15 protein-coding genes and 1 pseudogene are annotated in these 19,941 nt (G+C 64.8%); 13 read left to right on the top strand and 3 right to left on the bottom strand.

Annotation, left to right across the window (positions count from 1 at the left end):
• The first annotated feature begins 45 nt into the window (after window positions 1-45).
• The 12 genes and pseudogenes from K9F62_05820 to asnB (K9F62_05765) all read left to right on the top strand — a co-directional run bounded on the left by K9F62_05820 (window position 46) and on the right by asnB (K9F62_05765) (window position 15,888).
• Window positions 46-1,332, top strand: a complete 1,287-nt coding sequence (locus K9F62_05820; GenBank protein UJX42197.1) for an aminotransferase class I/II-fold pyridoxal phosphate-dependent enzyme — start codon at window positions 46-48, stop codon at window positions 1,330-1,332.
• Between the two features lie 67 nt (window positions 1,333-1,399).
• Complete coding sequence (locus tag K9F62_05815) at window positions 1,400-2,653, top strand: ABC transporter permease (protein ID UJX42196.1); 1,254 nt, start codon at window positions 1,400-1,402, stop codon at window positions 2,651-2,653.
• Window positions 2,646-3,347 (top strand): ABC transporter ATP-binding protein, encoded by a 702-nt coding sequence (locus K9F62_05810; protein UJX42195.1) that lies wholly within the window; start codon window positions 2,646-2,648, stop codon window positions 3,345-3,347. The genes K9F62_05815 and K9F62_05810 overlap by 8 nt, the downstream gene beginning before the upstream one ends.
• A gap of 21 nt (window positions 3,348-3,368) precedes the next feature.
• Window positions 3,369-5,057, top strand: coding sequence for a TolC family protein (locus K9F62_05805; GenBank protein ID UJX42194.1), 1,689 nt, complete (start codon window positions 3,369-3,371; stop codon window positions 5,055-5,057).
• Between the two features lies 1 nt (window position 5,058).
• A complete protein-coding gene (locus K9F62_05800; GenBank protein UJX42193.1) occupies window positions 5,059-6,009 on the top strand; it encodes an efflux RND transporter periplasmic adaptor subunit in 951 nt (316 codons plus the stop codon).
• Between the two features lie 11 nt (window positions 6,010-6,020).
• Window positions 6,021-7,157: a hypothetical protein gene (locus tag K9F62_05795; GenBank protein ID UJX42192.1), complete on the top strand. Its 1,137-nt coding sequence runs from the start codon at window positions 6,021-6,023 to the stop codon at window positions 7,155-7,157.
• Window positions 7,141-8,832, top strand: a complete 1,692-nt coding sequence (locus K9F62_05790; GenBank protein ID UJX42191.1) for a hypothetical protein — start codon at window positions 7,141-7,143, stop codon at window positions 8,830-8,832. Before K9F62_05795 ends, K9F62_05790 begins: the two co-directional genes overlap by 17 nt.
• A gap of 18 nt (window positions 8,833-8,850) precedes the next feature.
• Window positions 8,851-9,816, top strand: a complete 966-nt coding sequence (locus K9F62_05785; GenBank protein ID UJX42190.1) for a glycosyltransferase family 2 protein — start codon at window positions 8,851-8,853, stop codon at window positions 9,814-9,816.
• Between the two features lie 141 nt (window positions 9,817-9,957).
• The gene (gene asnB, locus K9F62_05780; GenBank protein UJX42189.1) at window positions 9,958-11,835 is read left to right on the top strand and encodes an asparagine synthase (glutamine-hydrolyzing); all 1,878 of its coding nucleotides are present in this window, start codon (window positions 9,958-9,960) and stop codon (window positions 11,833-11,835) included.
• Entirely contained in the window at window positions 11,822-12,640 is an 819-nt protein-coding gene (locus K9F62_05775) for a class I SAM-dependent methyltransferase (protein UJX42188.1), read from the top strand. Before asnB (K9F62_05780) ends, K9F62_05775 begins: the two co-directional genes overlap by 14 nt.
• Window positions 12,641-12,725: 85 nt before the next feature.
• Window positions 12,726-13,971: pseudogene (locus tag K9F62_05770) on the top strand (glycosyltransferase family 4 protein).
• 9 nt (window positions 13,972-13,980) lie between these two features.
• Window positions 13,981-15,888, top strand: coding sequence for an asparagine synthase (glutamine-hydrolyzing) (gene asnB, locus K9F62_05765; protein ID UJX42187.1), 1,908 nt, complete (start codon window positions 13,981-13,983; stop codon window positions 15,886-15,888).
• A 164-nt stretch (window positions 15,889-16,052) separates the two neighbouring features.
• Here asnB (K9F62_05765) and K9F62_05760 read toward each other — a convergent pair whose 3' ends face one another.
• The gene (locus K9F62_05760; GenBank protein ID UJX42186.1) at window positions 16,053-16,811 is read right to left on the bottom strand and encodes a hypothetical protein; all 759 of its coding nucleotides are present in this window, start codon (window positions 16,809-16,811) and stop codon (window positions 16,053-16,055) included.
• Between the two features lie 121 nt (window positions 16,812-16,932).
• Between K9F62_05760 and K9F62_05755 the strand changes: the two genes are divergently transcribed.
• Window positions 16,933-18,006: a sensor domain-containing diguanylate cyclase gene (locus tag K9F62_05755; GenBank protein ID UJX42185.1), complete on the top strand. Its 1,074-nt coding sequence runs from the start codon at window positions 16,933-16,935 to the stop codon at window positions 18,004-18,006.
• Here K9F62_05755 and K9F62_05750 read toward each other — a convergent pair.
• Together K9F62_05750 and K9F62_05745 are read right to left on the bottom strand one after the other, a co-directional pair.
• Window positions 17,956-19,392: an anion permease gene (locus K9F62_05750; protein ID UJX42184.1), complete on the bottom strand. Its 1,437-nt coding sequence runs from the start codon at window positions 19,390-19,392 to the stop codon at window positions 17,956-17,958. The genes K9F62_05755 and K9F62_05750 overlap by 51 nt on opposite strands.
• Window positions 19,377-19,757, bottom strand: coding sequence for a PadR family transcriptional regulator (locus tag K9F62_05745; GenBank protein ID UJX42183.1), 381 nt, complete (start codon window positions 19,755-19,757; stop codon window positions 19,377-19,379). Before K9F62_05745 ends, K9F62_05750 begins: the two co-directional genes overlap by 16 nt.
• Window positions 19,758-19,941 lie beyond the last annotated feature (184 nt).

The following is a 19,941-nucleotide window of genomic DNA, read 5'->3' as shown; positions in this document are numbered from 1 at the left end:
TCCCCGCCGTCCGCTTCCAAAACACACGAGGAAGAAACAATCGCCATGAAACTGCGCCAACGCTGCGACCACGTCAACGCCCTGTATTCGAGTATTTCCTCCCAGGGGATCAATCCCTATTTCAGGCCCATATCCAAGACCTGGGGCACCGAGGTCGAAGTGGACGGCAAGCGTCTGGTCATGATCGGTTCCAACGACTATCTGGGTTTAAGCCACGACCCCCGGGTCATGGACGCCTCGGCCCGGGCCGTCTACGATTGGGGCACCGGCCCCGGCGGCTCCCGCTTTCTGAGCGGCAACATGGTGCTGCACCATGCCCTGGAGGAACGGCTGGCCGCCTTTGTCGGCAAACGCCACGCCGTGGTCCACGTGACGGGTTTCAGCACCAACATGGGGGCGCTCGGCGTGCTGATCACCCCGGCCGACACCGTCATCTGCGACCGGGAAAACCACGCCAGCATCTTCGAGGGCATCAAGAACACCCGCGCCCGGCTGGTCACCTTCGCCCACAACGACGCGGCCCAGGCGCGCAAGCGCGTGGAGGACGCCAAGGCCGCCCGGCCCGACGGCGACGTGTTTCTGATCACCGAGGGCGTTTTCAGCATGTCCGGCGAACTGGCCGTCCTCGACGAGCTGGCCGCCATCAAGGTCGATCATCCCGACATCGTCTTTTATCTCGACGACGCCCATGGCCTCGGCGTGTTCGGCCGTGGCGGACGCGGCGCGGCGGACCATTTCGACATCACCGGCAAGGTCGATTTCATCATGGGCACCTTCAGCAAGTCCATGGCCTCCATCGGCGGGTTCATCGCCGGCGACGACGAGGACATGCTGCGGTTTTTGCGCTACCAGTCGCGCACCCAGATTTTTTCCGCCGCCCTGCCGGCCGCCAACACCGTGGCCGTGCTGACCTGCCTGGACATCCTGGAGCGCGAGCCCGAGCGGGTGGACCGCCTCCATGCGATCACCCTGCGCATGCGCCAGGCCTACAAGGACATCGGGCTGCGCATCGGCGCGTCGGCCTCGCCGATCATCCCCATCATCATCGGTTCCGACGAAAAGGCCTTCCAGTTTTCACGCGCCCTGTTCGAGGCCGGCGTCTTCGCCCTGCCGGCCGTCTATCCGGCCGTGCCGCGCGGCCAGGCGCTTATTCGAACCGCCTACATGAGCACCCACCAGGACCGGCAGCTCGATTTCGTCCTTTCGGTCCTTGACCGCCTGTCCCGGGAGTTCGGCGTACGCGAGTGCGACATGGCCGAGGATATGGACGCGGTGTGCCCGGATGGGGACGCCGCCGAGGCCTCCGGCCGCTCGAGGCTCTCGTACTTGTAAAGCGCCCCTGCCTTCGGTATAGGCGCGGGAGCATCCGTTATTTCTGGGACGTCTCCCGGTACACAGCATGGCTATTGGAAAACGAAAAAAGATAACCGTCGCGGAACTCGACCGCATTCGGCGTCGCGGCGCCGGCCCCATGCGGTATTACGACCTCGTGCGTGTCAGCGTGCGGGAGGTCGTGCGCAAGCGTCGCCGCTACATCGGCGTCCTGGCGTCCATTGCCCTTGGCATGGCGGGCTTTATCGTCATCATCACCATGGGCAACGACCTCAAGAAGAATTTCAACAACGACCTCGACCTGCTCGGCGGCGCGACCATCATCAACGTGATGTTCGAGCAGCAGCCGCTGGAGCGCCAGGAATGGTTCCGCGACCGGACCCTGGACGCCATCGCCCGCATCCCCGGCGTTTCCGACATCACCAAGGTGGCGCTCAAGACCAGCGCGCTGACCACCTGGCACGACAGGCTTTTTGGCTTCAACCTGGTGGGCTGCGAGGCCAACTACTGGGAAGTCTTCTCCTTCAACGCCGCCGAGGGCCGGCTTTTCGACGCAAAAGACGTCAAGGAAGGGGCCCGGGTGTGCGTGGTGGGCGTGGATCTGGCCCGCCAGATGTTCGGCGCGGACAAGGAAGCCATCGGCAAGATTCTGTCCATCGACGACAACCTCTATACCGTCATCGGCATCCTCGGCGGCGTGCGCGCCGGCGACCGCAGCCAGTTCGTGTTTTTGCCCATCACCACGGCCCTGGCCCGGGTGGTGAACATCTCCATGCCCTACAGCGCCTACGTGCGTTGTGCCACCTGGGACGACGTGGCCCCGGTGGCCAAGGCCATTCCCGGCGTGGTCAAGGCCAACCAGATCGACCGGGGGCTTCGGGTCAATGTGGCCTGGGAGCCTCTCAAGCAGGTGCAGCGCATCTTCTGGTGGGTGGAGCTTTTCATCTACAGTTCCATCGTGGCCACCATGATCCTCGGCGGCTTCGGCATCTGGAACATCATGATGGCCACGGTCACCAGCCGGACCCGGGAGATCGGCCTCAAAAAAGCCATGGGCGCCCTGGATACCGACATCCTCTACCAGTTCCTGTTCGAAGCCCTTTGCGTCACCTTCTCCTCGTCCGTGGTGGGCGTGATCCTCGGACGGGTGGGCATCGAATACATGAGTCGGATGCTCGGCTCCCGGCCGCCGGAGGGGCTGTTCTTCTTCTGCCTGATGATGGGTCTTGCCTTCGCCGCCATCCTCGGCGTCGGCGCGGGCCTTTATCCCTCCATCCGGGCCAGCCGGATGCAGGTCGTGGATGCGATGCGCTATGAGTAACTACGACCACACCGACGACAATGCCCTGGTCATCGACATCAACCGGCTGACCAAGACCTACAACACCGGCCTTGAGGCCATTCCGGTGCTCAAGGACGTCAACCTGCACGTGCGTCGTGGGGAAATGGTCGCGGTCATGGGGCCTTCGGGGTCCGGAAAATCCACGCTGCTTTTCTGCCTGGGGCTTTTCCAGCCGCCCTCCACGGGTTCCTATAAAGTGGCGGGGGTGGAGGTTTTGACCTTGACCCGCGACCAGCAGGCCATTTTTCGCCGGGAGATGCTCGGGTTCGTTTTTCAGACCTGCGACCTGCTTGAAAACTCCACGGTGTACGAGAACCTGGAGTTGCCGCTGATCTACGCCGGCGTGCGCCGCAAGGAGCGGCCCGACCGGATCCGCGAGGCGCTGTCCATGGTCAACCTCGAACATCGCATCCACCAGCCGTCCAACCGGCTTTCCGGTGGCGAGCGACAACGGGTTTCCATCGCCAGAGCCCTGGTCAACGAGCCGGAATTTATTTTGGCGGATGAGCCCACCGGCCAGCTTGACCGGGAAAACAGCCTGCGTGTATTGGAGTATTTTACAAAGATTACGGAAGAAGCCCGCACGGCCATGGTCGTGGTCACCCACGACGCGATGACGGCCGAGCATTGCACACGCACGTGCGTCCTGACGGACGGCTATCTCAACGGTTGAACGCTCGACGGGGAGGAGCGCATGACCAGGGAACTCACCAACGGACATCGGACCGAGGCGTCGCAGGGGGGCGTCCGCCGCTTTTGGGCGGAGCGCGCGACGGCACGGGCCATGGCCGTGACACTGTGTCTGGCAGTCCTGTTCGCTTGTCTGCCGGCCTGGGCCGGCTCGGCCCGTTATACCCGGGACAAGGGCGTTGCCGCCGCTGCTCCGACTGCTGCCGCTCCGGCCTCCGCCGCTCCGGCTGCTGCGGCCCCGGCCGCCAAGGCCGCGCCCAAGGCGTCCGAGGACGAGCCCGCGCCGAGTTTCGCCAAGGCCGCCGGGGGGCTCGCCCTCGGCTCGACCACGTTGCGTTCGCCGGCCGACTTCCAGGAATGCGTGCGCGTGGCCCTGGCCCAGTCGCCGCTTTTGACCAAAAGCTCCATCGAGATCGAATCCAAGCGGCTGGACGTGGGGGACGCCTATTCCCAGTACATCCCCACCATCGTGATGAGCACGACGTTCTACCTGCGCCTGCCGGAGTATAAAAACACCGTGGCGCCCACGGCCTGGTCCTCGGTCCTGGAAAACGCCTCGTCCAACCCGGCGCAAAACCTTTCCAATTCCATCTCGGCGGCCAACGCCGTCTACGCGGGGAACTCCAGCAACCGCACCCGCAAGAAATACGACCTGAGCTTTTCCACCGGGGCCTGGAACCCGCTTTTGACCGCTTTCGAGGTCCAGGCGAAAAAAGAGCTGGTCAACATCGCCGTCCTGTCCCACCTCAAGGTCATCGACGGCGGGCTCAAGCGGCTCGGCACCACCTTCCTGCAGCTCGGCATGATCGATTCCATGCTCAAGCTGGCCAAGGAACGGGAAAACCTGGCCGTCAAAAACCTTGAGTACGTGAAGACCAAGGCCGGTCTCGGCCAGGGCGCGGAGCTCGACGTGCGTATCGCCGAGACCCGCATCAACATGGCCAAGGCCGAGGCGGAGAAGCTGCGCACCACCCGCAGCGTGCTCCAGGACGAAATGAAGTTCATCATGGGCATCCCCTTTGTCCAGAAAATCAATCTCGACCTGACCAACGCACCCGGGCAGGTCCTCGAGAACTTCAACCCGGCCACGGTGACCGACGAACGGTTGCGCAAGCATTCCTTCAAGCTGCGCATCCACGATTACGAAGTCTCCCTGCAGCGTAAGAATATCGCCCTGTCCTACATCCACTTTCTGCCGACTTTCTCCTTCGGCTTCACCTCGGTGTCCACGCTCAACAACACGTCCTACAAGGACGACACCTCGACGCTGCCCTTCATGTACCCGAACCTGTCGTTCAATTTTCCCTTCGACTGGTGGACCAAGAGCCGCGACGTGAGCCGGCAGTACAAGAAGCTGGCCCAGCAAAACGTCGAAGGGCGCAACCTGGATTTCACCATCATGAGCGAGTTCCAACAGGCGCTGTCCAAGCTGCGTTCGGCCAATTCCGACGTCAAATTCGCCGCGTCCACCGTGGAGCTGCAAAAGTTGACCACCCAGCAGGCCCAGTTCCGCTTCGAATCCGGCCAGGCCGAGTACGACGCCATCGTCAAGGCCATGGCCGACTACCTCGACAGCCGGCAGACCCTGATCACGAAGGAATACACCCGCGACGTCGACCTGCTCGAGGTTCGGTCCATCTCCGGCGACTTCCAGGACCGCTACATCAACGCCACCATCATGGAGAACATCTAACATGCGGCAGCTTGTCACGTTCTTGGCTGCCTTCTGCCTGTTGGCCGCAAGTACGGCCGGCATGGCCCAAGACAAGGCCCCGGCCCCGAAGCAGGCCGCCAAGCAGGAGGTGCCGGACTCGTTTCGGCCCGCGACGATCAATTTCTCCGGCAAGCTGTACAGCCCGGTCAAATTGTCGGTCTTTTTGCCGTACAACGCCAAGATAACAGCCCTTACCGGAAAGATTGGCCAGCAGGTCAAACGCGACGACATCCTGGCCCGTTATGAGATTCCCCTTGAAACGCGCATGGACGAGAAGACCAAGCTCTCGCCGGCCAACATCAAGGAAATCGAGTACAAGATGGCCATGGCCGACAAGGAGATCGATCGTCTGACGGCCAAGGCCAAGGAACTGCAGGCCATGAGCCAGCGCAACATGGCCTCCCAGCAGTCCCTGACCATGAACTCCAAGGAGATCGAGGTTTACCGGAAGGAAAAGACCTCGTTGGCCGAGCAATTGGCCCTGGCCCGCGAACTCCTGTCCGATCACGTGGAACTGGCCGAGGACCGCTTCGGCAAGGCCGCAGGTGTGGGCAAGATGCCCAAGGACGGCATCATCAAGGCGCCCACCGACGGCTATGTCATGTGGATGAATCCCGAGTTGCGCCTCGGGGTCAAACTGGCCAAGGACGCGGAGCTGTTCCAGGTCGGCAAGCTCAACCCCATGATCATCCGGGCCCAGGTCCATGAGATCGAGGCCCAGAAGCTCAAGGAAGGCGAGGCGGCCACCGTCACCTTCGACTCCATGCCGGGCAAGACGTATTCCGCCACCGTGTCGCGCATCCCCTGGGCCCCCATCCCCTCCACGTTGCAGCAGCCCTCGTATTACGACGTCGAGCTGACCATCCCCAACCCGTCGTTGGAGCTCAAGGAAGGTCTCAAGGGGCAGATCACCATTCAGCCCGAAAAATAAGCCGGCATAGCATGTCTGATTCTTCTCTCGTTGTTTCTGCGGCCGGTCCGGCCGACATGGACGCCTTTATTCGCTATGCCTGGGAAATCTACCGCGACGATCCCCTCTGGGTGCCGCCGCTGATTCCCATGCAGCAGGAAATTCTGGACCCGGCCAGGGGGCCGTTTTTCGAGTTCGGCCAGGCCCAGTATTTTCTGGCCCGCCGGGAAGGCCGGGTGGTGGGGCGTATTTCCGCCCATGTCAACGGTCTCTACGAGAAATACCACGACGACGAGACCGGGTTTTTCGGTTTTTTCGAATGCGAGAACAACCGGGAAACAGCCCATGCCCTGTTCGATGCCGCCGCCGACTGGGTGCGGGCGAAGGGCAAGGTCCGGCTGCATGGGCCGCTGTCGTTTTCCATCTACGACGAGGTCGGCTTGCTCGTGGAGGGATTCGATACCCCGCCGGCCATGATGCAGACCCACAATCCCCCCTATTACGAAGATCTCGTGACCTCCTGGGGCTTTACCAAGACGTTTGACTGGTACGCCTACAAGATCAGCCGCAAGCCCATGCACGACGCGGTAAAACTGGCAAAGTTGCGCGACAGCATCTTGAAACGCCAGAAATGCACGATCCAGCCCATCGAACGCAAGGAATTCGCCAAGCGCGGCCCCCAGATCAAAGAGCTCTTCAACGACATCTGGAGCAAAAACTGGGGCCATATCCCGCTGACCGACCGCCAGTACGAGGATATATTCGTCACGCTGCAACCGTTGGTGCGCCCGGATCTCGAGACCATGATCCTCGACGGCGACGACATCGTGGCCTTTGCCGTGGTTTCGCCGGACATGAACCGGTCGGTCAAGCGCTTCAACGGCAAGTTCGGCTGGTGGCAAAAGCTGCAGCTGGTATGGGACTGCCGGGTCAAACCGCTCACCCACTGCCGCGCCGTCATCATGGGCGTGGCCCGCTCACACCAGTGGAAGCGGTTGCATCACGCCATCATTCTCAACATCGTGGTCAATTTTCTCGAAAACCACCCCAAGATGGACTACTGCGACTGTTCGCTCATCCCGGAATCCCTGGAGCAGTGGAACAAGACGCTCATGGATTACGGTGGGGATCGCTACAAGGTCTTCCGCCTTTATGACCGGGCCATCTGATGCGCCGGCCCGCCGCGCGGACTGGTTCGTCGTCTCTTTTCTGACCCTTCTTGTTTTTGCCGTGGCCCATCGCCACGGTCTGGCCTCGCCTTTTATCGTCAACGACGATACGCGCCAGCAGCTTTTCTGGATGGCCCGCTGGCTCGATCCGGCCCTGTACCCGTCCGATCTGTTGACGCGCTATGCCGCCGCCTATGTGCCGGCCGGGATCAAGGCGCTCTATTTCCTGGCCGCCAAGGGGCTCGGCGTGGGGCCGCTCGTCTTTTCCAAGTGGCTGACCGGCGGTTTGCTGCTGGTCCTGGCCTTGGCCTTTTTCGGCCTTGGCGCGACCCTTGAGGGCCGCGTCCTGGGCTATGTCTGCGCCGCCATGGCCTGGCTCATGCCGTTTTTCATGAAGAACATTTCCGGCGGTCTGTCGCGGGGGTTCGCCGCGCCGCTTTTGGCGCTGTTTCTGCTGGCCTGGATGCGCCGCTCGGGCCTTGGCATGGCCGTGATCCTCCTGCTCCAGGCGGTTTTCATTCCCTATATCGCCGTGCTCTGCGCCGGCTGCGCCTGTCTGGACGCGGTTTTCGCCCGCATCCAGGGCCGACCCGATGCGCCGTTTCCGGTACGGCCCTGGCACGGCCTGTTCCTGATCGCGGCGGCCGGCCTCGTCTGGTCCTTCAACCACGCCCTGACGGTCTCCGGCTTCGGTCCGCTGGTGGGCCATGCCGCCCTGGCCGCTGGTCCGGAATTTTCCGCCGCCGGCAGGCTTTATCTCTACCCTCTGCCCAATCCTTTTTTCGACCTCGTCTACTGGCCCTTCGAGAGCATCGGCCTGTTCCTGGACATCGGACTTGTCGCCGGCATCATAAGCCTCGTCGTGCTGCTGCCTGTTGTCATCATCGGCGCCAAACGCGCTCCCTGGCCGGCCCTTCTGGCCAAGTGCCGCCCGGTCGGCGCGTTGCTCGTCGGCTCGCTGCTCTTGTACATTCTGGCCCGGGCCGTGGCGCTGAAGCTCTTCGTGCCGGACCGCTACATTTCCTACTCCATCAATCTGGTCTACGCCCTGGGCCTGGCCGTGGTGCTGCGCCACGCGTTGGCCACAGCCCTGGCGCGCCCCTGGCCGCGGGTGTTGCTGCTGCTCGTTGCGGCCGCTCTCGGGGCCTGGCGACTGACCGACGTCGGACTGTACGACTACCGGGCCGATGCGCCGCTCTACGCCGCGGTGCGCGAGCTGCCAAAAAACGCGCTTCTCGCCGGCAACCCCGAGCTTCTCGACGACGTGCTCACCTTCGGCCGGCGCGACGTCCTGGCCTCCTACGAACTGGCCCATCCCTGGAGCGTGGGCTACTGGGAGGAGTACTATCCGCGACTGGCCCATCAGGTTGCGGCCTATTACGCCAAGGACGCCGCCACGGTGCTGGAATTCGCCAAGGCCTACAACGTCACGCACATGGTGGTGCGCGACGCGGATTTCACCGGCCAGGCCATCGCCAAGGGACCGCTCTTCGCGCCTCTCGATGCCCGTATCCGGGAACTGGCCGCGAAACCCGGCAAGTTCGTCCTTCTCGACGCGGCCGAATTCCCCTATACCAGCCCCGAGCCCGGGGTGCGCCTGGTGGACCTCCGACCGCTTGTGGCGGCGGCGGACGCGGCGCGCCGGGAAGCCGAAAACCAATCATCCGGAAACTGAATACAAACGGCGGGGATCATGCCGGAGTCGCTTTCCATTATCATTCCGCTTTACAACGAGCAGGATAACATCGCGCCGCTCTACGAAAAGCTCGACGCCGTGCTGCCCACCCTCGGGCATCCCTACGAGATCATTCTGGTCAACGACGGGTCCATCGACGACACCCGCGAGCGCCTGGACGATCTGGCCGGCCGCGACGACCGCGTGCGCGTGGTGCACCTGCGCCGCAATTTCGGCCAGACCGCGGCCATGATGGCCGGCATCGACCTGGCCCGGGGTGATATCCTCATCCCCATGGACGGGGACCTGCAAAACGATCCGGTCGACATTCCGCGCTTGCTCGCCAAGCTGGCCGAGGGCTACGACGTGGTCTCCGGCTGGCGCAAGGACCGCAAGGACAACCCCATCAAACGCAATTTTCCCAGCCGGGTGGCCAACTGCCTCATCTCGGCCATTTCCGGCGTGCGTCTGCACGACTACGGCTGTTCCCTCAAGGCCTACCGCCGCAAAATCATCAAAGGCGTCAAGCTCTACGGCGAGATGCACCGTTTCATCCCCATCCACGCCGCCTGGCAGGGCGCTCGCGTGGCCGAGGTCGGCGTCACCCACCATCCGCGCATTCACGGCGAGTCCAAGTACGGCATCGAGCGCACCATCAAGGTCATTTTGGACCTTATGACCGTCAAATTCATGGACAAGTACGCGCAAAAGCCCATGTACCTCTTTGGCGGTTTCGGGCTGGCCAGCATCATGATGTCGATACTGTCTTTCGTGTTCATGCTGTATTGCAAGTTCTTCCTGAATAAGAGTTTTATCGAGACGCCCCTGCCCCAGGTGGTGGTCATGTTCATGCTGATCGGCATCATGGCCATCTTCATGGGCCTTATCGCCGAGATCCTCATGCGCACCTACCACGAGTCCCAGGACAAGCCGACCTACATTGTGGACTGCACGCGCAATTGCACGTGCAAGAAAGAGCCTTAGGCGCAGTGGAGGCGGGGATGCCTCCGGCGGCCGGGGGGAAACTTTTTGAAAAAAGTTTCCCCCCGGACCCCCTTTCAAAAACTTTTCAAGGGGGAGGGGGCGTATTGGCGGAGAGGCATGCGAGGGTGAAAGAGTAGGTCTATGTGCGGCATCTGTGGCTTTGTCGGACAGGGGGATGCGGCGGCGCTTTCCCGCATGAACGCCACCCTCGCCCGGCGCGGCCCGGACGGCGAGGGGGCTTATGCCGACGCCCCGGCCGGGGTGCATCTGGGCCATCGTCGCCTCGCCATTATCGACATCGCCGGCGGGGCGCAGCCCATGGCCACGGCCGACGGCGACCTGGTCGTGGTCTATAACGGCGAGATCTACAACCACGCTTCCTTGCGCGAGGAGCTTGTCGAACGGGGCCACCGCTTCGTCTCGGATCACTGCGACACCGAAGTGCTGCTCCACGGCTGGCGGGAGTGGGGCGAGGACCTGCCGAAGCGCCTCAACGGCATGTGGGCCTTTGCCCTGTACGACAAGCCGCGCGGCCTGCTCTTCTGCTCCCGGGATCGGTTCGGCAAAAAGCCCTTCTTCTACGCCGCGCGTCCCGGATTTTTCGCCTTCGCCTCGGAGTTGACCGCCCTTATCGCCCATCCCGCCCTGGCCGGCGCGTCCATCTCCCGGACCGCGCTGCGCAAATATTTCGCCTACGGCTTCATCCCCGCGCCAAACGCCCTCTACGCCGGCACGCACAAGCTCCCCGGCGGCGAAAACCTCCTTGTCGACGTGCGCGACGGCTCCGTGCGCCGCAAGCGCTGGTGGGCCTTTTGCCTGGAGCCGACGGACGTCCTCCCGGCCGATCCCGAGCGGGAATGGGGCGAGCGGATCGTCTCGCTTTTGGACGCGGCCGTTGCCCGCCGGCTCATGGCCGACGTGCCCTTGGGCGTGTTTCTCTCCGGCGGGGTGGATTCCTCGGCCGTAACCGCCCTGGCCGCCCGGCATGCGCCCGGCATCGCCGCCTTTTCCATCGGCTTCGACGACCCCTCCTTCGACGAATCGGACAAGGCCGTCATGGCGGCCTCCTTTTGCAACGTCGCCCATCACCTGACGCGCCTGACCCTTGCCGACGCGCTGGCGCTCATGCCGGAAATCGTCGGCCGGCTCGACGAGCCCATGGGCGACGTGTCGCTTTTGCCCACCGCGCTCTTGTGCCGGGAGACGCGCAAACAGGTCACGGTGGCCGTCGGCGGCGACGGCGCGGATGAGCTTTTCGCCGGCTACGACCCCTTCCGGGCCCTGCGCGCCGCCGGACTCTATTCCCGCGTCGCCCCGAAGCCCCTGCACAAGGCCCTGGCCCTGCTCGCCGCCCGCCTGCCCGTGGGCCACGGCTACATGGCCGCCTCGTTTCGCATCAACCGTTTTCTGCGGGGACTCTCGTATCCGCCGCGCCTGTGGAACCCCACCTGGCTCGGGCCGTGCGATCCGGCCGAGATTGCCGCGCTTTTCGACGAACCCGTCGATCCCGAGGCGCTCTACGGCGAGGCCGTGGCCGTGTACGAGGACTGCCCGTCCACGGACATGGTGGATAAGACCCTGGAATTCTACACGCGCCTCTATTTGCAGGACGACATCCTGGTCAAAACCGATCGGGCCGGCATGATGCATTCCCTGGAGGTGCGCGCGCCGTTTCTGGATATCGAGCTGGTGGATTTCGTACGCACCATCCCCAGCCGCTACAAGTTTCGCCACGGCACCACCAAGTACATCCTGAAAAAAGCCCTGGAGCGGCTCTTGCCGCGCGACATCATCTATCGCAAAAAACAGGGCTTCGGCGTGCCCATCGGCCGCTGGCTGGCCCAGGGACAGCTCGCCATGGGCGTGGTTTCGTCGGTGGAGGCAGGGCTCGACGCCGGCTTCATTGAGGCGCGCATCCGCGAGCACCGGGACGGCGGGGCTGATCACCGTCTTTTTCTCTGGAATCTCTGGGTGCTGCGGCACATGGACCTGGGCGGAGGGGCCCTTGGAACGCGATAAGATCGAATACTTCACCCTGCGGGTTATCCGTCGCTTCTTTTTCCGCGAATCGAGCCTGCATCTGCTCGGTCGCTATCTGCCGCATTACCGCGTCAACGTGGGCCTGACCGACCCCTGGGCCATCGCTGAATCCTATGCCGCTGACCTGGCCAAAATCGGCGTTTCCGTGGCCGGAAAAAGAGTGCTCGAGATCGGCAGCGGCGCGTCCAACGGCCCCGGCTATGCCCTGGTGGCCATGGGCGCGGCCCGGGTGGTGTGCCACGAGCCCTACGTCCGCTTCGACGTGGGCCTGGACGCCCAGAATCTGGCCGCCATGACCACCCGCTTCCCCAAGGTCAAATTCAACGTCGTGCACCGCCTCAAAACCTTGGAGACCGTGCCCGACCACTGCGTGGATGTCGTGGTGTCCAATTCCGTGCTCGAACACGTGGCCGATCCGGCCGCGCTTTTCGCCGACCTCGGCCGCGTGCTGGCCCCCGGCGGCGTCATGCTCCACCGCGTGGACTACCGCGACCATTTTTTCAAATACCCCTTCCATTTCCTCATGTTCTCCAAGTTCGCCTGGAAGCGTTTCCTCAACCCCGGCGACCTGCCCCGCTGGCGGCTCGACGACCACCTGAGCGCCCTGGCCGTGGCCGGCTTCGATACGCAGCTTCTCGCCTGCGAGTCCGACCCCGAAGCCTTCGCCCAAGTCGCCGGCCGCCTGCACCCCGATTTCCAGCACCGCGACCCCGACATGCTCGCCGTGACAAAGGCGGTGATGGTGAGTCGTGTTGCCTCCGGCGGCCAGGGGGAAACTTTTTGAAAAAAGTTTCCCCCTGGACCCCCTTCAAAAACTTCTAACGGGGTATCCGGCTGCACCTGAAACGTGTCGCAAGGAAAGGGAAAATATTCGGTATGGAAGCATCCCCGTTGAAAGTTTTTGGGAGGGGAGAGCGCGAGAGGGGAAGCCCTTTTTCCCAAAAAGGGGTCCCCTCTCGCACCTCTTCATCTCTTCGCCTTCTTCTCCTCAATTATGAGTATCCCCCATTAGGCGGCGGGGCGGGGAACGCCACGGCGAACATGGCCCGGGAGCTTGTGGGCTTGGGGCATGTGGTGCGGGTGGTCACGGCGTCGTATGGGGATTTGCCGAAGCGCGAGGTCGTGGATGGCTACGAGGTCTGGCGGCTGCCGGCCTTGCGGCGTCATGCGGATCATTGTTCGCCGCTCGAAATGTTGTCGTTTACGGCGAGCGCCATGGTCGCTTTGCCGGCCATGGCCAGGGAATTCCGGCCCGATGCCTGCGTGGCTTTTTTCGGCATCCCTTGCGGCCCGGCGGCCTGGGCGCTGCGGGTGCTTCGCGGCGTGCCCTATATCGTCTCGCTTCGCGGCGGCGACGTGCCGGGGTTCCAGCCCTACGATCTGGCGACCTACCATAAGGTGACGGGGCCGTTTATCCGGTTTTTATGGAAGCGCGCGGCCCATGTGGTGGCCAACAGCCGGGGGCTGGCCGATCTGGCCCGAAAATCGGCCGGGGCGGTGCCCATCCGCATGATCCCCAACGGCGTGGACGCGGCGCGTTTTTGCCCGGACGCGGCGGCCACGCGCGAAGGCCCGGTGCGGCTGCTGTTCGTCGGCCGGCTGGTGCGTCAGAAGGGGCTGGATGTGCTCCTCGACGCTCTGGCCAGGCTGCCGGAAAGCGCCTGTTTCGAGGCGACCATTGTTGGCGACGGACCGCTTCGGGCCGAGCTTACCGACCGGGCGGCGCGTCTGGGGCTGAGGGATCGGGTGCGTTTTGCCGGCTGGGTGTCCCGGGCGGACATGCCGGACGAGTTGCGCCGGGCCGACGCGTTCGTCTTTCCTTCGCGCGACGAGGGCATGCCCAACGCGGTGCTGGAGGCCATGGCCTCGGGACTGGCCGTGGCGGCCACGCGCATCGCCGGCAATGAGGAACTGGTCGTGGACGGCGAAACCGGCTTTCTCGTGCCGTCGGATGACGCCGTCTCCCTGGCCGGGGTTCTGGCCAAGCTGGTGGCCGACCGCACCCTGTGCAGCCGGCTGGGCCGGGCCGGCCGGGACAGGGCCGAGCGGGAATATTCCTGGCGCGTGGTGGCCGGGGCCTACGCCGACCTGTGTCGGCAGATGGCGATGCGGTAGGGCGGGCCTATGTGCGGTATCTGCGGATTCATGGCCACACGGGGCGGCCGGGCGGAGTTGTCCGAACGCCTGGACCGTATGTGCGCGGCCATCGCCCACCGGGGCCCGGACGGGCAGGGCGTTTACGCCGACGCCTTTGCCGATGGCGGCGGCGTGTGGCTTGGGCATCGCCGGCTGGCGGTCATCGACCTCGTCACCGGGGACCAGCCGCTTTTCAACGAAACGCGTTCCCTGGCCATCGTCTTTAACGGCGAGATCTACAATTTCAAGGAATTGCGGGAAGAGCTGACCGCCAGGGGCCACGTCTTCACCACCCAGAGTGACACCGAAACCATCATCCACCTTTACGAGGAGATGGGGCCGGCCTGCGCCGCGCGGCTTCGCGGCATGTTCGCGTTGGCCATCTGGGACGCCGGCCGCCGCGAGCTGTTCCTGGCCCGCGATCCCTTCGGCAAAAAGCCGCTTTATTACATGGAAAAGGACGGCGGCATCGTTTTCGGCTCCGAGATCAAGGCGCTGCTCGCCGTTCCCGGCGTCTCCGCCCGTCTGGACGCCTCGGCCGTAGCCCATTACCTGACGCTCCAGCACGTACCCGAGCCGGCCACGGGCTTTGCCGGCGTAAAAAGCCTGCCCGCCGGGCACTCGCTCACGTGGCGAGACGGCCGGGCCTGCCTGACGCGCTATTTCCGGCTCGACTACCTGCCGAAACTGACCGGCTCCGAGGAGGCCCTGGCCGAGGAGCTGCGCCAACGCGTCACCGAGGCCGTGCGCCTGCGCCTGGTCGCCGACGTGCCGCTCGGCGCGCACCTTTCCGGCGGCGTGGATTCCGGCATCATCACCGCCGTCATGGCCGGGCTCACCGACCGGCCCGTGCGCACCTTTTCCATCGGCTTCGCCGAGGAAGCCTTCAGCGAGACCGCCAAGGCGCGGGCCGTGGCCGGACGTTTCGGCACCGAACACACCGAATTCACGCTGACCTTCGACGACGCCCGGGCGGTCATGGAAGATGTCGCGGCCGCCACGGACATGCCCTTTGCCGATCCGTCCGCCCTGGCCGCCTGGCACCTGTGCAAGCTGACGCGACAGCACGTCACCGTGGCCTTAAACGGCGACGGCGGCGACGAAATGTTCGCCGGCTACCAGCGCTACTGGCTCGATCCCCTGGCCGACGTGTACGCGCGCCTGCCCAACGTCGTGACGCGTCGGCTCGTGCCCTGGCTGGCCTCGCTTGTTCCGGCCCGGGGCAACGTACCCGTGGAAGCGGACTGGCGCGCCGGCATCGCCCGCTTGGCCCAGGCCGCGCGCATCCCCCGCACGGCCAGCCTCGTGCGCTGGGGTTCCTACTTCTCCCCCTGGGACCGCCACGCCCTGCTGCGCCCGGAATTCGAACGCGCCTCGCGCCCGGCCGATACCGTCGCCCTGTACGAAGCCTTCTACGCCGCGGCCAACGCCGACGCGCCTCTGGACCACAATCTCTTCGCGGACGTGAGCGTCTACCTGCCCGGCGACCTGCTGGTCAAAGCCGACCGCATGGCCATGGCCCACGCCCTGGAAGGGCGTTCCCCGTTCCTCGACAGCGAGTTGGCCTCCTTCGCCGCACGCCTGCCCGTGCGCTGCAAACTGCGCGGCCGCACCGGCAAGTATCTGCTGCGCAAAGCCTTCGCCCACCTGCTCCCAACCGGCATCGCCAGCCAGCCCAAACGCGGCTTTGGCCTGCCCCTCGCCGGCTGGTTCAAAGGTCCCCTGCGCGAGTTCGCCCGCGATCTCCTCACCAACAGCCACCTGACCCGCAACATCGCCCGCCCCGAAGCCGTGGCCGCGCTGCTCGATGCCCACGAACGCGGCCAGGCCGACCACGGCAAGCGCATCTACGCCCTCGTCATGCTGGAGCTGTGGCTGCGGCGTTACTTGGCGTAGTTCGGGGAGGCTCTGGGTGTAGCCCCATCACCGACTGCCCCCCGCCGCATCATCCCAACCCGGTAACGGGAGGTCCGGAGGGCATAAGCCCTCCGGCGGGGTGCAGGGGCAGCGCCCCTGCCGGGGCCTGGGGCAGAGCCCCACCCCGAAGCCCCACCAAAAATCTACGCCTGCAGCGCGGCTTCGGCGGCGTCGGGGTCCTGGCGGTAGAGGCTGTCGGCCAGGTTGGCCAGGTTGTCCTTGATTTCTTCCAGGGGTGGCGGGGTGGGCAAGGCCGGCGCTTCCAGGGCGTCGAGATCCAGGGGCGTGTAGGACAGCGACGCATCGAGGCTACAGGCGTCGCCGGGGTAGCCGCAGGTGGATTCCTGTTCCTGGCGTGCGGGGTCGAGGGACTTGGTGAATTGGAGCATGTCCGAGGGGCATTGGCAGGTATTGACGGCCTCGATCTCGGCGTTGATTTCGCGGGCGGTATCGATCAGGTGGTCGTAGCCGGGGATGCGCCGCATGCGTCTGGGGTCGCGGGGGTCCGGGGCATAACCGCCTTCATTGTAGTGTTCGAGATCCCGGCGCAGGTCGTCGTAGGCGGCGAGCACGGCCTTGCGGTAGCGGCCGGCGGCGGTCAGGGCCAGGGGGTGGCGCGGATGCACCTCGATGCTGTCCTTATCCGGGATGGCCAGGAGTTTTTCGGGGTGAAAGCCCAGTCCTTCCAGGAACCGGTCGGCCTCGGGGCTGTCGCGCAGCAGGGCGCGGAACGCCAGCCAGCGGGACAGGGCGAGTCGGCCCTGCCGGGCGACTTTTTCCCGCAGCCCGACGAAGGATTCCAGGCGTTCGTCCAGGCGGCAGCGGCGGGAGAAAAAATTGTCCGCCATTTCCGTGAGCAATTCGCGCTTGAGGTCGTCGGCGTAGTCGGTTCCAACCGTCATGGCGTTCTCCATGCTTTTAGGGTCATTTTGCTCGTACCCTTTGCCAATTGCCTTGGCAAGGGGCGGTGGGTCATGACAAACCGGTTGCTTTGGGCTAGCGTGGGCATAAGGAGTGTGCTCCATGGCCACCGACTCCCGCAGTGCCGACGCGCTTGCCGCGGAAAACGCGGTGTTACGCCGCCGCATCGAGGATCTTGAGCGGTTGCATGAGGCGTGTTTGCTCACGGAGCAGACGCTGCGCCAGGGTGAGGAACGCTGGCGCCGGCTGCTCGAGAGCGTGACGGATTACGTCTACACGGTCCAGGTTGCGGACGGGCGGGCTGTCTCCACCGTACACGGCCCCAACTGTGTGGCCGTCACCGGCTACACTGCCGAGGAATACCGGGACAATCCGCTGCTGTGGCTGGCCATGGTCCCGGACGAGGACCGGCCGGCGGTCTTGGAGCATGCCCGCCGGGTGCTGGAGGGCGATCCCGCCCCCATCGAGCACCGCATCATCCACAAGAACGGCACGATCCGCTATGTGCGCAACACGCCGGTCGTGCACTACGACGCCGCGGGCACGCTTGTCGCCTATGACGGCATCATCAACGACATTACCGAGCGGCGGCGGGCCGAGGCGCTCATCACCCGCATGTCGCTGCACGACGGTTTGACCAACCTGCCCAACCGGTCGCTTTTCATGGACCGGCTGCGCCAGACCCTGCGCCTGGCCGAGCGGGCCCATGAGCGGGCGGCGGTCTATTTTATCGATCTGGACCGTTTCAAGGGCGTCAACGATGCCTACGGCCACGAGGCCGGGGACAAGGTGTTGCAGGAGACGGCCAAGCGGCTGGCCGGGTGCGTGCGGCGCAGCGACACGGTGGCGCGGCTTGGCGGGGACGAGTTCGTGGCCCTGACGCCGGGCGTGGGGGACGCCGCCCATGCCGCGGTCATTGCCGCCAAGATGGTGGCGGCCCTTCGCAAGCCGTTTGCGGTGTCGGGCCATGACTGCCAGCTTGGGGGCAGCGTCGGCGTGGCGCTTTTCCCCGAGGACGGCGTGCGCGCCGGGGAGTTGGTGCGCCGGGCCGACGCCGCCATGTATGCCGCGAAAAACGCCGGGCGCAACGCCTGGCGTATGGCCCAGGATACGGTTCCCGGGCCTTCAGCCGATCCAGCCGAGCAGACGCCACCAGAGGAAGTCGAGGGGCCATAGGGCGACTACGGTGATGGCCGCCGTGATCAGGCACAGCCGCACGACGTCCTTGGCCTCGAGTCCGCCGGATTGGATGGCCACGACCAGCGGTGGTGCCTGGTAGGGCAGGATGACGGTGGAAAACCCGAGCACCTGGGTCATGGCCACGGCCAGGGGCGGCCAGTGGGTGGCTCCGGCCAGGGGCGACAGCAGGGACGTCATGACCGGCGGCACGCCGGGCAGGGTCACGACCATGCCGACCAGCGTGGACAGACCCGAAAGGATGCCGAAGGTCTGGCCCGGGGCGTTTGGCTCCAGGGGCAGAAAGGACAGGACCCAGGCGGCGACCTGTCGGCCCAGGCCGCTGCGGTCCGCGATGACCCCCATGCTGACGATGCCGGCGACATAGATGATCGGCTCGAATTTCAAGGCGGAAAACGGGTTCTTTCCCATCAGTCCGCTGCCCGGGAAAAGGCACCAGATCGCCACCAGCATGCCGATCCAGGCGGCCGGGATGCCGTGCCAGCCGTCTGTTGCCCAAAGTCCCACCGCGATGGCGAGCACCACGCCCAGATGGATTTCCCCCGGAGAGGCCTTGGTCGCGGGACGCTTCGCGTCGCCCTCGGGCAGGCGTGGCGTGTCGCGGTACAGGCGGATCAGCAGCGGGAGAAGGATAAGGGCCTTGCACAGCCCCAGCACCGGGAAGTGGAGCAGGAAGTACTGGCCGTAATTGGGCGGGGTGCCAAGGGCCGCTTCCACGGTGCCGATGAAGACGGTGTTGGGGATATTGGCCGGCAGCACGGCAAAGGCCGGCAGGTAGGTCCCGAAGACGCCGGCCAGGATGACGCCCCGTCGACCCTTGCTGCCGTAGGGATAGCCGAGCTGGTCGGCCAGGGCGGTCAGGATCGGCAGCACCAGCATGACCCGGCCCATGGCCGAGGGCATGGCGAAGGTCAGCGCCAGGCCGAACAGCGACACGGCCACCACGGCCTTGGGGAAGGATCGTCCGATGAACGGGGTCAGCCGGGAGGCCAGCCGGTCGCCGAGCCCGGTATGTTGTATGGCCAGGCCGATGACCGCGCCGGCCAGGACCAGCCAGGTGGCGGACGAGGAAAACCCGGCAAAGACGTCGGCGGCCGGGGCCACCTTGCCCATCATGCAAAGGGAGAAAAAGACCAGGGCGGTCAGCCATTCCGGCAGCCAGCCCGTGGTCCACAGGCCGATGGCCAGCACGACGACGGTGGCGGCCTTGCCCAGGGAGGAACCGCCGGCCGCGGTTTCGGTCAGCAGAAAAATCCCGGCCACGATGATCGCGGCCAGGGACACCGCCTGGCGCGGGCGCAGCGACAACAAGGTCCCGGGGCTGTCCGGCCCTTTTTCCTGCGGCGCGGTCACGGCTTTTGACATGGCTCGTCTCCTTCCCCGCGCGGTCCGGCCAGGACGGCGTCGGCGTCTTCGAGAAAGGCGGCCAGAAGCCGCGCCCGGTAGGTGATGTCCTCGCGCCAGAATTCCAGGCGCTCCCAACCGCGTTCGGTCAGCCGATAGTTTTTTTTGGCCGGCCCCCGTCCGCTGACATCCCACTCCCCGACGATTTCGCCGTCGGCCTCAAGGGTGGCCAGGGTGCGGTAGATGGCCCCGGAATCCGTGTCGCGCACCGGCAGCAGGCCCTGCATGCGGCTGCGCAGGGCCGCGCCGTGGCCCGGCCCGTGGGCCAGGGCCAGGAGCAGGAAGGCGGGCAGATGGCGGTAGCCCTTCGTTTTTTCCGTAGTCATGCTGTTCTCCGTGCTGTTTCCAACACTCTACTGTAAAATACATATAGATGTAAATTACATTTCAAATAGAAAGTTTTTGAAGGGGGTCCAGGGGGAAACTTTTTTCAAAAAGTTTCCCCCTGGCCGCCGGAGGCCTCTTCCCTGCCCCTTGCCGAGGCGCGTTGCCAACCTTGTTTCAAAACGG

This window comes from Desulfovibrio sp. JY (assembly GCA_021730285.1).
GTDB lineage: Bacteria > Desulfobacterota > Desulfovibrionia > Desulfovibrionales > Desulfovibrionaceae > Solidesulfovibrio.
Note: the sequence above shows the minus strand (reverse complement) of the source record. Positions and strands in the feature narration are given on the sequence as shown.

What these genes read in the sequence shown, in the direction of transcription:
- K9F62_05820 (UJX42197.1), top strand. Translation starts at nt 46, where the DNA reads ATGAAACTGCGCCAACGCTGCGACCACGTCAACGCCCTGTATTCGAGT.
- K9F62_05815 (UJX42196.1), top strand. Translation starts at nt 1,400, where the DNA reads ATGGCTATTGGAAAACGAAAAAAGATAACCGTCGCGGAACTCGACCGC.
- K9F62_05810 (UJX42195.1), top strand. Translation starts at nt 2,646, where the DNA reads ATGAGTAACTACGACCACACCGACGACAATGCCCTGGTCATCGACATC.
- K9F62_05805 (UJX42194.1), top strand. Translation starts at nt 3,369, where the DNA reads ATGACCAGGGAACTCACCAACGGACATCGGACCGAGGCGTCGCAGGGG.
- K9F62_05800 (UJX42193.1), top strand. Translation starts at nt 5,059, where the DNA reads ATGCGGCAGCTTGTCACGTTCTTGGCTGCCTTCTGCCTGTTGGCCGCA.
- K9F62_05795 (UJX42192.1), top strand. Translation starts at nt 6,021, where the DNA reads ATGTCTGATTCTTCTCTCGTTGTTTCTGCGGCCGGTCCGGCCGACATG.
- K9F62_05790 (UJX42191.1), top strand. Translation starts at nt 7,141, where the DNA reads ATGACCGGGCCATCTGATGCGCCGGCCCGCCGCGCGGACTGGTTCGTC.
- K9F62_05785 (UJX42190.1), top strand. Translation starts at nt 8,851, where the DNA reads ATGCCGGAGTCGCTTTCCATTATCATTCCGCTTTACAACGAGCAGGAT.
- asnB (UJX42189.1), top strand. Translation starts at nt 9,958, where the DNA reads ATGTGCGGCATCTGTGGCTTTGTCGGACAGGGGGATGCGGCGGCGCTT.
- asnB (UJX42187.1), top strand. Translation starts at nt 13,981, where the DNA reads ATGTGCGGTATCTGCGGATTCATGGCCACACGGGGCGGCCGGGCGGAG.
- K9F62_05760 (UJX42186.1), bottom strand. Translation starts at nt 16,811, where the DNA reads ATGACGGTTGGAACCGACTACGCCGACGACCTCAAGCGCGAATTGCTC.
- K9F62_05755 (UJX42185.1), top strand. Translation starts at nt 16,933, where the DNA reads ATGGCCACCGACTCCCGCAGTGCCGACGCGCTTGCCGCGGAAAACGCG.
- K9F62_05750 (UJX42184.1), bottom strand. Translation starts at nt 19,392, where the DNA reads ATGTCAAAAGCCGTGACCGCGCCGCAGGAAAAAGGGCCGGACAGCCCC.
- K9F62_05745 (UJX42183.1), bottom strand. Translation starts at nt 19,757, where the DNA reads ATGACTACGGAAAAAACGAAGGGCTACCGCCATCTGCCCGCCTTCCTG.